This window comes from Streptomyces sp. NPDC048172, from assembly GCF_043202595.1.
Taxonomy (GTDB): Bacteria; Actinomycetota; Actinomycetes; order Streptomycetales; family Streptomycetaceae; genus Streptomyces.
Map to the genome: position 1 here is coordinate 45,017 of NZ_JBIDAT010000001.1, position 13,845 is coordinate 58,861.

The 13,845-nt window shown below is 73.4% G+C and carries 15 protein-coding genes; 10 read left to right on the forward strand and 5 right to left on the reverse strand.

What is annotated here, in order from left to right; translation table 11 throughout:
* Window positions 1-33: 33 nt before the first annotated feature.
* Window positions 34-2,226, forward strand: a complete 2,193-nt coding sequence (locus tag ACGF3A_RS00205; protein WP_393724191.1) for an ATP-binding protein — start codon at window positions 34-36, stop codon at window positions 2,224-2,226.
* Between the two features lie 7 nt (window positions 2,227-2,233).
* Window positions 2,234-3,817 (forward strand): ABC transporter substrate-binding protein, encoded by a 1,584-nt coding sequence (locus ACGF3A_RS00210; protein ID WP_393724193.1) that lies wholly within the window; start codon window positions 2,234-2,236, stop codon window positions 3,815-3,817.
* Window positions 3,818-3,838: 21 nt separating this feature from the next.
* Here the strand turns inward: ACGF3A_RS00210 and ACGF3A_RS00215 are convergent, their stop codons facing one another.
* Both ACGF3A_RS00215 and ACGF3A_RS00220 read right to left on the reverse strand, forming a co-directional pair.
* Complete coding sequence (locus ACGF3A_RS00215; protein WP_393724195.1) at window positions 3,839-4,183, reverse strand: hypothetical protein; 345 nt, start codon at window positions 4,181-4,183, stop codon at window positions 3,839-3,841.
* Between the two features lie 90 nt (window positions 4,184-4,273).
* Window positions 4,274-5,230, reverse strand: coding sequence for an AraC family transcriptional regulator (locus ACGF3A_RS00220; protein ID WP_393724197.1), 957 nt, complete (start codon window positions 5,228-5,230; stop codon window positions 4,274-4,276).
* 102 nt (window positions 5,231-5,332) lie between these two features.
* Here ACGF3A_RS00220 and ACGF3A_RS00225 point away from each other — a divergent pair, with 102 nt between their 5' ends.
* Window positions 5,333-6,190 carry an NAD(P)H-binding protein gene (locus ACGF3A_RS00225; RefSeq protein ID WP_393724199.1) on the forward strand — a complete coding sequence of 286 codons (858 nt, stop codon included), beginning with the start codon at window positions 5,333-5,335 and terminating at the stop codon, window positions 6,188-6,190.
* Here ACGF3A_RS00225 and ACGF3A_RS00230 read toward each other — a convergent pair.
* Window positions 6,182-6,607: a PLD nuclease N-terminal domain-containing protein gene (locus ACGF3A_RS00230; RefSeq protein WP_393724201.1), complete on the reverse strand. Its 426-nt coding sequence runs from the start codon at window positions 6,605-6,607 to the stop codon at window positions 6,182-6,184. The genes ACGF3A_RS00225 and ACGF3A_RS00230 overlap by 9 nt on opposite strands.
* A 122-nt stretch (window positions 6,608-6,729) precedes the next feature.
* On the opposite strand from ACGF3A_RS00230, the gene ACGF3A_RS00235 reads away from it, so the two are divergent.
* Entirely contained in the window at window positions 6,730-8,181 is a 1,452-nt protein-coding gene (locus ACGF3A_RS00235; protein WP_393724203.1) for a menaquinone biosynthesis decarboxylase, read from the forward strand.
* The gene (mqnP, locus tag ACGF3A_RS00240) at window positions 8,178-9,098 is read left to right on the forward strand and encodes a menaquinone biosynthesis prenyltransferase MqnP (protein ID WP_393724205.1); all 921 of its coding nucleotides are present in this window, start codon (window positions 8,178-8,180) and stop codon (window positions 9,096-9,098) included. The genes ACGF3A_RS00235 and mqnP overlap by 4 nt, the downstream gene beginning before the upstream one ends.
* A gap of 31 nt (window positions 9,099-9,129) precedes the next feature.
* Here mqnP and ACGF3A_RS00245 read toward each other — a convergent pair whose 3' ends face one another.
* Window positions 9,130-9,738 (reverse strand): rhomboid family intramembrane serine protease, encoded by a 609-nt coding sequence (locus tag ACGF3A_RS00245; RefSeq protein ID WP_393724207.1) that lies wholly within the window; start codon window positions 9,736-9,738, stop codon window positions 9,130-9,132.
* A gap of 117 nt (window positions 9,739-9,855) precedes the next feature.
* A complete protein-coding gene (locus ACGF3A_RS00250; protein ID WP_393724209.1) occupies window positions 9,856-10,995 on the reverse strand; it encodes a hypothetical protein in 1,140 nt (379 codons plus the stop codon).
* A gap of 110 nt (window positions 10,996-11,105) precedes the next feature.
* Between ACGF3A_RS00250 and ACGF3A_RS00255 the strand changes: the two genes are divergently transcribed.
* The 5 genes from ACGF3A_RS00255 to ACGF3A_RS00275 all read left to right on the forward strand — a co-directional run bounded on the left by ACGF3A_RS00255 (window position 11,106) and on the right by ACGF3A_RS00275 (window position 13,837).
* Window positions 11,106-11,816 carry a UbiX family flavin prenyltransferase gene (locus tag ACGF3A_RS00255; protein WP_393724210.1) on the forward strand — a complete coding sequence of 237 codons (711 nt, stop codon included), beginning with the start codon at window positions 11,106-11,108 and terminating at the stop codon, window positions 11,814-11,816.
* A 42-nt stretch (window positions 11,817-11,858) separates the two neighbouring features.
* Entirely contained in the window at window positions 11,859-12,311 is a 453-nt protein-coding gene (locus tag ACGF3A_RS00260) for an Lrp/AsnC family transcriptional regulator (protein ID WP_393724212.1), read from the forward strand.
* A gap of 71 nt (window positions 12,312-12,382) precedes the next feature.
* Window positions 12,383-12,988, forward strand: coding sequence for a hypothetical protein (locus ACGF3A_RS00265; RefSeq protein WP_393724214.1), 606 nt, complete (start codon window positions 12,383-12,385; stop codon window positions 12,986-12,988).
* Between the two features lie 28 nt (window positions 12,989-13,016).
* Window positions 13,017-13,520, forward strand: coding sequence for a GNAT family N-acetyltransferase (locus ACGF3A_RS00270; RefSeq protein WP_393724216.1), 504 nt, complete (start codon window positions 13,017-13,019; stop codon window positions 13,518-13,520).
* A gap of 20 nt (window positions 13,521-13,540) precedes the next feature.
* Window positions 13,541-13,837, forward strand: a complete 297-nt coding sequence (locus ACGF3A_RS00275; protein WP_393724218.1) for a DUF4229 domain-containing protein — start codon at window positions 13,541-13,543, stop codon at window positions 13,835-13,837.
* Window positions 13,838-13,845: the final 8 nt, after the last annotated feature.

Here is a 13,845-nt window from a genome sequence, read left to right on the forward strand (position 1 = left end):
CGGCGCGAGGAAAGGCGACGAGGGGGAGAACGGGTGGGCTTAACGGGTGCGACCGGCACGGGGGGCGCGGAGGACGGACCGGGGCTGTACGGACGGGACCCGCTGCTGCGCGGGCTGCTGCCCCGGCTGACCGGGCTCGACACCGGGCCGAAGCCCCGTCTGGTCCGGCACGAGCACCCCGAGGACCACCCGGTGGTGCTCCTCACCGGCGGGCACGGCGCGGGCAAGACCGCCGTGCTGGACGCCGCGCGCGCCGCGTACGAGGGCTCCGTGCCGCTCGCCCGCGTCGACCTCGCCACCCTCGCCTCCCCCTGGCCCGAACTCGACCCCGCGGCCGACCCGTACGTCTCGCTCTCCAACACCTCCGGCGTCGTGGAGGTGCTGGAGCGGCTCGCCGTGGCGCTCGCCGCGCCCGTGCCGGGCCACCGCCGCACGCGTTTCCCGCGGCTGCTGCCCGGCCTGTTCGCCGTCTCCAGCTGGCGGCGCGGGCACGGGGAGCAGCGCGCCCTGGCCGCCGCCCGGTTCGGCCGCCTGCTGCCGCTCGCGGACGGCGGCGCGGGGGAGGACGGCGAGGAGTGGGCCGACCGCATCAGCGCCCGGATGGCGGGCGCCGCGGCCGAGGCGGACGTCGAGCCCATCGCCGAGGAGGTCGTCCGCGAGTACGCCGGGCGGCACATCGGCGGCAAGGAGCGCGGCACGGTCCACGACTGGTACGCGGCCCGCGTCCCCGGACAGCCCCAGGGCGACCCCCTGGTCCGGCTCTGCCTCGACTTCCACCAGGGCGGCGACCTCCAGTCGCCCGTCGAACAGACCCTGGTCGCCGCGCTGCTCGACGACCTCACGGACGCCTGGTCGGGCTGGTGGATGCGGGTCAACCGCAAGCCCCGCCCCCTCGCGCTCCTCGACGACGCCCATACGGCCGCGGGCCGCGCCTTCCTCGACCGTGTCCTCGAACACCGTACGGACGGGGCGCGGGACCCCCTCGTCGTCCTCGCCACCCACCTGGGCGGCGCGGACGAGGCGTACCCGGACGCGGCCCGTACGGAGCTGGGCGAGCTGGCGCACGGCAGCGGCTGGGACCGGCGCGCGCACGACCATGTGGAGCGGCCGTCGGCCGGGGCGCTGCGGGTCGCGCTGCCGCCGCTGTCGACCGCCGACGTACGGGCGATGCTGCAGCGCACCCCCAAGCCCGTGCACGCCCGCCTGCAGACCGTCCTCTACCGGCTCACCGGAGGGCACCCGCAGGGCAGCGCGCTGCTCTGCGAGGCCGTGGTGAACGCCTCCGCGACGCGTGACGTGCTGCCCGGCGAACTCCTCGACCTGGAGACCGAGGACGGCACGCCCGCCGGGGACCTGCTCGTCCAGCGGCTCCTGCCCGAACTGCCGCTGCGCCACCACCTGATGGTGCTCTCCCTCGCGCGCGACCGGGACGCCGCCGAGGCGCTCGCCACCGGCGCGCTGCTCGCCGCCGACACCGGGCCCGCGGGGGAGAGCGGCGTCGACGCGGAGCGCGCCCGGGTCGCCGAGGCGGCCCGCCATCTGGAGCGCGAGCGGTGGACGCCGGAACCGGACGATCCGCACGGCGCGGCACCCTCGTTCGCGGCGCCTTCATTCGCCGCACCTTCGTTCGCGGCACCCTCGTTCGTGGCGCACCCCTTCCTGCACGCGCTCCTCGTCCACGAGGTGCGCCGGGGCTCGCCCCAGGCCGAGCCCGGACGGCGCTGGGAGGACCTGCACCTCCTGCTGCGCGACCACCACGAGGCGCGCGGCGGGGAGAGCGACCCCGACGCGCTGCGCCACCGGCTCGCCGGGGGCGACGCCTGGGGCGTCGTCGAACGGCTCGCGGGCGCCTTCACCGAGGGGGACGACGCGCGCGCCTGGCTCGCCCTCCTGCGGCACCTGGCGACGGCCCCGCACCCTCCGGCGCCGCCCTACGGGGAGTGGCGCGACGAGCGCGTGGAGACGGCGCGCGGCTCACTCGACCACCGGCACGCGGGCGCGGACGGCGTGCGGCGCTCCGTCAACCGGCTGCTGCACGCCCTGTGGTACCTGGACGACCCCGTCCGCGAGCCGCTGAACGAGCTGTGCGTCGCCCTCCACAAGGAGCTGGCCTTCCTGGCGCCCCGCCACTCCACCGGCTTCACCGTGCTGGACGCGGCGGCCGGTTCGTGGGCCGCCGCGGCGCGCGACAGCCGACGTCCCTACCCCGTCGAAGGATTGGACTGACCGGACCGTGCTGAGCTCCGTGATCGATCTCGCGCGCAGGCCGTTCCGCCGCCCCTGGGGTCCCGGCGAGAAGGCGCTCGCCGTGCTGCTCGTCCTCGCCGTCGCCGCCGGGGTGACCGTCCTCGTCACGGTCCCCGACTGGGGCGGCGAGGACGACTGCCCGAAGGGCGTCCAGCGCGTCGAGGGCCAGTGCATGGCCGTCGCGGACGGCGACTTCTCCTACGACAAGGGGCTGCGCGGCCTGGTCGAGGAGGTGGCGGAGGAGAACGCTGAGGCGTCCGGGGAGACGTACCGCAGCGTCGCGCTCACCATGCCGTTCACCTCGGACGCGACGAGCGCCATGTCACCGGGGCTGATCGAGCACGGCCTCGCGGGCGCCCTGGCCGCGCAGCGCGCCGCCAACGACCGGCCGGGGCCCAAGCTGCGGCTGCTCCTCGCCGACATCGGCAAGGACATGAAGCAGTGGCGGCCCGTCGTCGACACCCTCGACGGGCTGCCGGACGGCGAGACGCTGATCGCCACCGTCGGGATGCCGAGCAGCACCACCGAGTCCAAGCAGGCCATCAAGGCCCTGGAGAAGCGCGAGATCCCCTCCGTCGGGCCCGTCATCACCTCCTCCGACATGAACGCGGGCCGCTTCTTCTTCAAGACCTCGCCCTCCAACGCCCACTTCACGGAGGCCCTCGGGCGCTACCTCGACCGCCGCAAGGACGCGAAGACCGGGTTCCTGGTGCTCGACGAGCGCGCCGAGGACACGTACTCGCGGGACCTGGAGCGGCACGTCCTGGACGCCTTCGGCAAGGAGTTCGACCTGCGGCGCAACTCCGCCTCCTTCGTCGGCACCCGCGGCGACGAGGCGGGCACCCCGAACCTCTTCCGGATCCCCGTCCTCAACCTGTGCGCGGCCAAGGCCGACACCGTCTTCTACGCCGGGCGCGACGAGGACCTCCCGGCCCTGGTCGAACGCCTCGCCTCCGCCCCCGACTGCGGCTACCGCAAGCCCCTGCGCCTGGTGAAGGTCGGCATCGGGCTGCCGCCGGAGCTGACCGGCAAGGACATCACCGCGCGCATGCGCGCCGCCGGGATCCGCCTCGTCCAGGCGGCCTCCGTCGACCGGGCGTGGACCCGCGGCCCGGGCGAACGCCCCAGCGGCTACGCGGCGTTCGCCAAGGCGTACGAGGCGGTCACCGAGGGCCAGGACCTCGGCGGCAAGCCGCTCGACGACGGCTACGCGGTCATGTACTACGACGCCCTCACCGCCGTCAGCGAGGCGTCGGGCCTCGCCTACGAGGACACGCCCCAGGCGAGCGGCGAGCCCAAGTCCCCCGAGCGCGTCCGCAAGGACGTCCACAACAAGCTGCTGAACCTCAACCCCGACCGCCGCGGCGACGCCGAGGGCTGCAACCCCTGCGTCGAGGGCGCGGGCGGCACCTACGGCTTCAACCCCCGCGCCAGCGCCGGTCTCTGGCCGGTCTGCAAGGGCGTCCACATCCTGGAGTACCCGGCCCCGAAGGGCGGCCCGACCCGCAAGGACCCCCCGTACCGCACCTACGGCAGCTCCTTCTCGGGGGTGTGCCCGAAGGGGCTGTGAGCCCGAAGGGGCTGTGAGGGATCAGGGGAGGGAGCCGCCGGTGGCTCCACCGGTGAGCCCGCCTGCGGTCCCGCCCGTGGCCCCGCCCGTGGTGAGGCCGCCGTCGGTGGTCCCTTCGCCGATCTCGACGTCTTCGCCGATCCCGCCCAGGGGCTCGTCGTCGTCCGGGTCCGGGCCGGTCCGCTTCGGCTCCTCGTCGCACGAGAGGACGACCGGGCCGGCCATCCGGCACTTGCTCGCGGAAGGGTCCGGGTCCAGCCAGAACCACAGACCGAAGGCCGCGACGACGATGCTCAGGCCCAGGGCCAGCCCCTGGCCGGGGCTCAGACTGCGCGGCGGGCCGTGCGGCCCGGTCCGGTGCACCATGGTGAAGTCCCCCGATTCTCCCGGTACTTCCGGTACTTCCGGCAAGGACGGGGGCGACCGCGCACCCGGTTCCGCCCCGCGCCCCGCCGGTCAGCCCCGGCGGGCCAGGGCGCGGTGCTCGGTGGGGCGGATGCCGAGGGTCCGTTTGAAGGCGACGCTGAGGGCGTACGAGGTCGAGTAGCCGACGCGGCGCGCGACCGCGTCGACCGTGTCGCCGGTCGTCGCGAGGAGGTCGGCGGCCTGGCAGATGCGCCACTCGGTGAGGTACGCCATGGGCGGCTGGCCCACGAGTTCGGTGAAGCGCTGGGCGAAGCGGGCGCGGGACGTGCCGGTCTCGGCGGCGAGGGAGGCGACCGTCCAGGCGCGGGCCGGGTCGTCGTGGACGAGCCGGAGCGCGGTCCCGACGACCGGGTCGCTGTGCGCGCGGTACCAGGCGGGGGCGTGCGCCCCCGGGGTGTCGAACCACTCGCGCAGGCTGGTGACGAGCAGCAGGTCCAGCAGGCGGTCCAGGACGACCTGGCGGCCCGGGGTCGGCCGGTCCAGCTCCGCCGCGATCATGTCGAGCGGAGGGCAGCCCTCCGGGGGCGCCGGGAGGTGGACGAGGGGCGGGAGCGCCGTCAGCACGCGCTGCGAGACACTGCCGTGCACCTGGTACGTCCCCTTGAGCGCGACCGCGGAGCTGCCGCCGACGGGCCCGCGCCCCGGCGTGCACCACGGCAGCTCCTCGTCGAGGATGAGGCGGCCGTCGGGCGTCGTGCACCGGTCGCCCTCGTGGACGACCGCCATCGGCGCCGTACCGGGGCTGTCCGCGACCGTGTACGGCGCGGGGCCGACGACCAGCACCACGTCGAACGGGCGCAGCGCGACCGGAGCGCCGTCGCCGCCGTCCGGCGTCACCCACGCCTCCTCGCCGCTGAGCAGCGTCAGCAGGGTCAGCGGCGCCCCCTCCTCGAACCGCAGCGACCACGGGGAGCGCATGACCGTCTGGTCGAAGAGCGCGCCCCGGGGGCGTACGTCGTGCAGCAGGCTCGACAGGGCGTCATCCATGGCGGAAGCGTAGGCCGTGGCGGTCGGTGGGCGAGACGGGCGAACATCGGAATGAGAGCGGCAGCCATCGTCCGTCCCATGGTTCCGGCGTTCACTGGGCGTATGACGATCTCGACCACCGCACCGATCCTCGTTCTCGGCGGCACGGGCAAGACCGGCCGCCGCGTCGCCTCCCTGCTGGCGGAGCGCGGCTTCACCCCGCGGGCGGCCGCGCGCTCCGCCGGGGACGTCCGCTTCGACTGGACCGACCGCTCCACCTGGGAGCCCGCGCTGGAGGGCGTACGCGCCGTCTTCCTCGTCGACTCGCAGACCTGGGACGCGGCGGAGGAGCTGGGCGCCTTCTCCCGGCTCGCCGTCGCACGCGGCGTCGAGCGGCTGGTGCTGCTCGCCTCCCGCGCCTACGCGGAGCTGGACGCGCTCGGCTCGCCGGGCGACCTGCTGGGGCCCGAGCGGGCCGTGCGGGAGGCCGGCGCTGAGTGGACGGTGCTGCGGCCCACCTGGTTCTCGCAGAACTTCGCCGAGTTCCCGCCCGTCTCCGACGGGATGGCGGCGGGCGAGCTGCGGCTGCCCGTGGGCGAGGGGCGCGAGTCCTTCATCGACGTACGGGACATCGCCGAGGTCGCGGTCGCCGCGCTCACCGGGGACGGGCACGCGGGGGAGACGTACGAGCTGTCCGGTCCGCGCGCCCTCACCTGGCGCGAGGCCGTCGGGGAGCTCTCGCGCGCGACGGGCCGCGAGGTGCGCTTCACGCCGCTCAGCGATCAGGAGTACCGCGCGGAACTCGCCGCCCAGGGGTGGCCCGAGGACGTGGTGGACCTCTTCTCCGTGGTCTTCGGCCACATCCGCGAGGGCCGCTCCGACGCGCTCTCGGACGGCGTCCGGCGCGCGCTGGGCCGTGAGCCGAGGGACTTCGCCGAGTACGCCGGGGAGTACGCGAAGGAGGCGTTGCCCTCAGCGTGAGGGGGAGGGCGGGTCCTCGGGGCCACCGTTGTCGTTGCGCTGGCGCAGCTCGTCCTCGGGGGCGGAGTCCGGCTTGGGCTCCGGGTCCGGCTCGGGTTCGGGCGTGGCCTGGGGCTCCGGGCCCGGCTCCGGGGGCCGCTTGTCGTCCTTGAGGGACTTGAGGAACTCCGGGTTGTCGTCCGGCGCCACCCACGTCCGCTCCTGGGGACGGGTCGCCCCGTAGGGCGCGTTGCGGCGCGGGCGGCCCACGAAGAACCAGGCGACCGGGCCGAGGAGGACCTGCCCGAAGAGGAGGATGATGATCACCCACACGACCTTCGGGAGCTTTCTGACCTCCTTCTCCGGCGTGTTCAGGCAGTCGATGAACGCGTAGATCCACACCGCCAGGATCAGAAGGAACGGCAGATACCTGAGCATGTGGACGCTCCCGGGTGGAGGACGACGACAAGCCCCAGCGTAATGGGCCGGACGGCACTCCCGGGCCGGGGCCCCGGCGCCCGGATGCCGGGCCGGTGAGGCCATGGCCGATACTGGGGCGTATGGCATTCGACGATCTCCGTTCGTTCCTGCGGGCCCTGGAGCGCGACCGCGACCTCAAGCGGATCAAGGCCGAAGTCGACCCGTACCTCGAAGTCGGGGAGATCGTCGACCGGGTGAACAAGGCCGGCGGTCCCGCGCTGCTCTTCGAGAACGTCAAGGGCTCGGACATGCCCCTGGCCATGAACGTCTTCGGGACCGACCGCCGCCTCCTCAAGGCCCTCGGCCTCTCCTCGTACGGGGAGATCAGCGAGAAGATCGGCGGCCTGCTCAAGCCCGAGCTGCCGCAGGGCTTCGTGGGCTTCCGCGAGGCGTTCGGCAAGCTCGGCTCGATGGCCCACGTGCCGCCGAAGAAGGTGAAGGAGGCGCCGGTCCAGGAGGTCGTGTACGAGGGCGACGAGGTCGACCTGGAGCGCATCCCCGCGCTCTTCACCTGGCCCGAGGACGGCGGCTCCTTCTTCAACCTCGGCCTCACCCACACGAAGGACCCCGAGTCCGGCGTCCGCAACCTCGGCCTCTACCGGCTCCAGCGGCACGACCGGCGCACCATCGGGATGCACTGGCAGATCCACAAGGACAGCCGCAACCACTACCAGGTGGCCGCGCGGCGCGGCGAGAAGCTGCCCGTCGCCATCGCCTTCGGCTGCCCGCCCGCCGTGACGTACGCCTCGACGGCGCCCCTGCCGGGCGACATCGACGAGTACCTCTTCGCCGGGTTCGTGCAGGGCAAGCGCGTCGAGATGGTCGACTGCAAGACGGTGCCGCTCCAGGTGCCGGCCGACGCCGAGGTCGTCCTGGAGGGCTGGCTGGAGCCGGGCGAGATGCTGCCGGAGGGCCCGTTCGGCGACCACACCGGCTTCTACACGCCGCAGGAGGACTTCCCGGCGCTGCGCATCGACTGCGTGACGACGCGGAAGAGGCCGCTGATCCAGTCGATCGTCGTCGGGCGCCCGCCGACGGAGGACGGCCCGCTGGGCCGGGCCACCGAGCGCTTCTTCCTCCCGCTGCTCAAGATCATCGTCCCGGACATCGTGGACTACCACCTGCCCGAGTCGGGCGGCTTCCACAACTGCGCGATCGTCGCCATCGACAAGCGCTACCCCAAGCACGCGCAGAAGGTGATGCACGCGATCTGGGGCGCGCACATGATGTCGCTGACGAAGCTGATCGTCGTCGTGGACAAGGACTGCGACGTGCACGACCTGCACGAGGTCTCCTGGCGGGCGCTGGGCAACGTCGACTACGCCCGCGACCTGACGGTGGTCGAGGGCCCGGTCGATCATCTGGACCACGCCTCGTACCAGCAGTTCTGGGGCGGCAAGGCGGGCATCGACGCCACCCGCAAGCTCCCCGAGGAGGGCTACACCCGGGACGGCGGCTGGCCGCACATGATCGAGTCCGATCCGGATGTCGCCGACAAGGTCACCCGGCGGTGGACGGAGTACGGGCTGTGAGCGCGGCGGAAGGGGTCATCGGGCCCGACCCCGGGGCCTCCGAGGTCGGTCGGGTACGGGCGTTCCTGCGGCTCGTCGTCATCGAGCACTCCGTCTTCGCGCTGCCCTTCGCGTACACGGCGACGCTCACCGCGATGTACCGCGACTCCCGCAGCGTGCACTGGTGGCAGCTCTTCCTGGTGACCGTCGCGATGGTCGGCATGCGGACCTTCGCCATGGCCGCCAACCGGATCATCGACCGCGAGATCGACGCCCGCAACCCGCGCACGGCCTCACGCGAGCTGGTCACCGGCGCCGTCTCCGTACGGACCGCGTGGACCGGCGCCGGGGTCGCACTGATCGTCTTCCTCGGGGCCGCGGCGCTGCTCAACCCGCTCTGCCTGGCGCTCGCGCCCCTCGCGGTGATCCCGATGGTCGTCTACCCGTACGGCAAGCGGTTCACGAATTACCCGCACGCCATCCTGGGCCTGGCCCAGGCGATCGGGCCGATCGGCGCGTGGATCGCGGTCACCGGCTCCTGGTCCTGGGACGCGGTCGTGCTGGGCCTGGCCGTCGGCGTCTGGATCGGCGGCTTCGACCTGATCTACGCCTGCCAGGACGTGGCCGCCGACCGCGCGAACGGCGTGAAGTCGACGCCCGCGCGCTTCGGCACGGCCAACGCGATCCGGGCCACCCGCGCCGCCCACCTGGTGACGGTCGCCCTGCTGGTCCTCTTCGGGGTGACCACGCACGCCGGGGCCCTCTACTGGTTCGGCCTCCTGATCGTCGCCGTCGCGTTCGTCTACGAGCACACCATCGTCAAGCCGCACGACCTGAGCCGCCTCAACCGGGCGTTCTTCCAGGTCAACAGCTTCATCGGCATCGCGTTCTTTCTCTGCGCCCTGCTGGACCTGGCGGTACGGGGGCTGGGGGTCTGAGGGACCGCGAGGGCTCCGGGCCCCGGGTCCCTCAGTGCCAGGCCGGTTTCTGCGCGGAGCCGAGCGCGGGGCGGTTCTCCGCGGTGACGAAGGCCGCGAGGACGCCGCCTATCAGGCCGAAGAGGTGGCCCTGCCAGGAGATGCCGCTGTCGCTGGGGAGGACGCCCCAGAGGATCGACCCGTAGAAGACGGCGACCACGGCGCCCAGGGCCACGTCCGTGATGCGGCGGTCGACGAAGCCGCGGACCAGGAGATAGCCGAAGAGACCGAAGATCAGGCCCGAGGCGCCCGCCGTGTTGCTGTGCTCCGGGGCGATCAGCCAGACGCCGAGGCCGCTGGTGACGATGATGATCGAGGCGACGGCGAGGAATCTCGCCGTGCCGCGCAGGGCGGCGAGGAAGCCGAGGATCAGCAGCGGCAGCGTGTTCGCGATCAGGTGCTCGAAGCCGAAGTGCATGAAGGACGCCGGGATCACGTCGATCAGCTCGCTCCCGCGCCGGGGCTCGATGCCGAACGTGTCCAGCGCGTTCCCCGAGAGCTGGTCGACCGCTTCCAGCACCCACAGCAGGGCGACCCACCCCACTATCAGCTTGCCCGCGGCCATGGTCCTGGCGGTCCGCGCGCCCGACTCGTTCGCCATGTCGCCTCCCCTCGCTGAGAGCGGTGCCCGTCCGTACGTACAACGACACGTGCGGTACGCGCAGTTCCCCGTTCATGTGACCAATAGGACAGTGGCTGGGTCAGTGGTCCCGCCGGGTCAGTAGTCCCGCGTGCCCAGCGCGCCGTACATCATCGCGGCCAGCAGGTCCTGCGGCTTCAGCTCCCGCGCCCCGTCGGGCGCCTCGACCGAGACCGCGTCGCCGCCGCCGAAGTCCATCCGCAGGGGCAGCTTCACGTCCTTCGCCTCCTTGCCGCCGAGGAACTGGCCCAGGTCGGCGGTGAGCCCGGTGAGCTGGCCGCGGCGGATCTCCAGGTCGGCCTTGACCGTCTTGTCCGGCACGCCCGCCGGGTCGAGCCGGGCGCCGAGCGCCTCCAGCGCGTCCGACAGGCCGGAGGCCGCCTTGCGCGCGGGCATCGAGACGGTGAAGTGGTCGGCCCCGTCCCGCTCGCCCGCCTTCTTGAAGGAGGCGTGCCGGCCGAGCGTCTTCTCCAGGCCGTCGAGGAACTCGCGCTCCGACTGCCCGTTCAGCGCGCGGCCCGCCGCCGTCGCGCGGCTGACGCGCTCGCTGGTCTCCTCGGTCTCGCGGGCCTCACGGGTCCCCGCGTCGTCGTGCGTGCGGGCGCGGGCGCGATCGGGGGTGGGGCCGCCCTCGGAGATCTCCTGCGCGGCCCGCGCGAAGTCGTTGAACGACTCCGGGTCGGCCTCCACCCATTTGCCCTTGAGCGCGGCCTTGGCCGAGCCCAGCGTCCTGGGCAGGTCGTCCGCCACGTCCACCACGCGCCGGGCGCGGGCCCGCTCGTCCTTCGAGGCGCCGAGCTGGGCGACCAGCGACGGCAGGTTCACCCGGAGGTAGAGCTTCTCCTCCACGGACTTGGCGGCCAGCACGTCCTTCCCGCCGAAATTGACCGCGGCGGCCAGCCGCAGCCGCTCGGACCTGCTCAGCTCGCGCAGCGGCGTCTCCTCCTTGTCCGAGCCGACCGCGAAGGTCAGCTCGCCGCGGGTGAGCAGCTTCGCCGCGCGCCGCGTCGCCGTCTCGTCCTCGGCGCCCGAGGCGCGGAGGAAGGTCTCCGCGTCCTTCGCGGTGCCGTCCACGGAGACCATGACCGAGGCCGACGGCTGGTCGCCGAGCTTCTCGAAGGCGTGCTTCACCTTCAGCCCGGTCGTCAGCTTCTCCGTGACCGAGCAGCCCACGGTCGCGGTCGCGAGGAGGGCGGTGAGTCCGGTGGCCGTCGCCACGAAACGCAAGGGTCGGCGGGTAACGCGCATCCCTTGAGGGTACGTGGGCCGCGCCCGTCCCCCGCGGGGGCTGTGGAAAACCGCCGCGCCCCCGCGCGTACGCTCGAAGGATGAGCGAGACGCGCACCGACCGGCGGCCCTGGCTCGTCGGTGTCTCCGGCGCTTCCGGGACGCCGTACGCGGCGGCGGTGATCCGCGCGCTGCTGCACGCCGGGGAGGACGTCGACCTGGTGGTGAGCCGCGCCTCCCGGCTGACGATCCTGGACGAGACGGGCCACCCCTTCCGTGACGCGCACGCCGACGCCGATCTGCGGCGCTGGCTGGCGCGGGGCGCCGACGGGACGCCGGACGCGTTCGACGTGGACGCGGGCGCCGACACCTCGCGGGTGCGCCACTGGGTGCCGGGCGACCTGGCGGCCGGGCCGTCCTCCGGCTCGTACCCCGTGCAGGGGATGCTGATCGTGCCCGCCAGCACCGCCTGCGTGGCCGGGGTCGCGCTCGGGCTCTCCAAGGACCTGCTCCAGCGGGCGGCGAGCGTCACCCTCAAGGAGCGCCGTCCCCTGGTCGTCGCGCTGCGCGAGACGCCGCTGACCGGCCAGACCCTGCGCCATCTGGTGACGCTGGACGAGGCGGGGGCCGTGGTGCTCCCGGCCTCGCCCGCGTTCTACGCGGGGGCGCGGCACATCCAGGACCTCGTCGACTTCGTCGCGGGCCGCGCGCTGGACGCCGCGGGGGTGCCGCACAAGCTCTACCACCGCTGGGAGGGGGAGCTCGGGCAGGGGGCCGGGCAGGGGAGCGGGGCCACCGGGCCCATGCCTTAGATTCGTTGTCTTGAATACCTACAACGGGAGGCAGCGGCATCCATGGACGCGGTGGACAGGCAGCTCATCCAGGCGCTGCGCGAGAACGGCAGAGCGTCGTACGCGGAGCTCGGGCGTCTCGTGGGTCTCTCGGGGCCGAGCGTCACGGATCGCATCAACCGTCTTGAGGCCGCCGGGGTGATCACCGGGTACCGCGCCACCGTGGACGCCACGTCGCTCGGGCTCGGGGTGACGGCGCTCATCGGCGTCCAGCTCTCCGACGCGACCGACCACGAGGACGTCGCGAACCGGCTCCGCGACCTCCAGGAGGTCGAGGACTGCTGGTTCATCGCGGGCGACGACTCGTACATGCTCAAGGTCCGCGCGGACAACGTCGACGGGCTGGAGCGCACCATCCGCCGCCTGTCCGGCACCAAGGGCGTCTCGCGCACCCGTACCACCATCGTGCTCTCCACGAAGTGGGAGAACCGCGTCGGCGAGCTGCCCGAGGAATGAGCGCGGAAGGCGGGGGCGTACGCTCGCTGGAGCGTGCGAAACAGACAAACGTGAGGCAGGTGGCGCGAGGCATGGACGCGGGGCTGCGGCGGGACCTTGAGCACAGGATCCGCGCCGGGGAGAGGCTGAGCCGGGAGGACGGGCTCGCGCTCTTCGCGTGCGACGACATGGCCTGGCTGGGCGGTCTCGCGCACGCGGCGCGGACGGAGCGGCACGGGGACGCGGCGTACTTCGGGGACCCGGGCGTCCCCGGCGACGGCGCGCACACCGTCGAGTGCGGCGACGCCGCAGGCACCGTCGACCAGGTGCTGCGGCTGCGCGAGCTCCAGGACGGGCAGGGCGGCGTCCAGGCCGTCGTGCCGCGCGGCACGGAGGTGACCGGCGCCGAGGCGCTGCGCGCCTTCGCCGTCACCCGCGTCCTGCTGGAGAACGTGCCGCACGTCCGCGTGCTGTGGGCCGCGCACGGCGACCAGCTGGCGCAGCTCGCGCTGCAGCACGGGGCCGACGACACCGACGGCCCCGACCCGGAGTCCGGCGTCACCCGCGACGAGCTGATCGACCTGATCCGCGACGCCGGGTTCCGCCCCGTGGAGCGCGACGGCGGGTACGCGGAGCTGGGGACGTACGACGGGCCCGACCCGGAGCGGCGCGAGTCGCCGCAGCCGATGCGGGTCTGAGACCGTGCGGTACGTACTCGATCCGGGGATGACCCCGGCGTTCCGGGACGAGCTCGTGGAGCTCTGGAGCGAGGTGAGCAACGCGGGCGGCTCGGCCGGCTCGGCCGGCTTCGTGCCGCCGGTCACCGCGGACGACGTACGGCCGGAGCTGATCAGCCATCTGCGGGCCATGGCGGAGGGGCGGGCGAGGCTGCTCGTCGCGCTGGACGACGAGGACCGTGCCGTCGGGACGGCCTTCCTCTTTCTGAACACCCACCGCCTGATGCGACACTGGGTGTGGCTCTACACCGTGATGCTGCACCCCTCCGTGCGGGGCCGCGGTGCCGGGCGCGAGCTGATGGCGGCGGCCGAGGACGCCGCCCGGTCCCTGGACGGGGTGGAGGGGATCCGGCTCACGCTGCGCGGCAGCGAGGGGCTGGAGCGGTTCTACGGCTCGTGCGGGTACAAGGAAGTCGGGCGTGTGCCTGGCGCGATCAAGGCCGGAGTGGGCGACTTCAGGGACGACGTCACCATGTGGCTGTCGCTCCACTGAGAGGTTGGGAGAGATTCACTGTGAGCAGTAGCAGCAAGTCGCACGCGACGCTTCGCTACACCACCATGCGGCTCGGCGTCTTCGTCGGCTGCCTCGTCGTCGTCGGTGTGCTGGCGCAGGTCGGGGTCGTCCCGTCGGGCATCGGCAAGTCGAACCCGCTGTGGGTCGTGCTGCTCGCCCTGGTGATCTCGGCGCCGCTCAGCTACGTGCTGCTGCGCAAGCAGCGCCAGGCGATGTCCGAGCAGATCGTGGGCGGGGTCGAGCACGCCAAGGACCGGCTCGCGGCCAACCGCAGCCAGGAGGACAGCATCGCCTGACCCCCGGG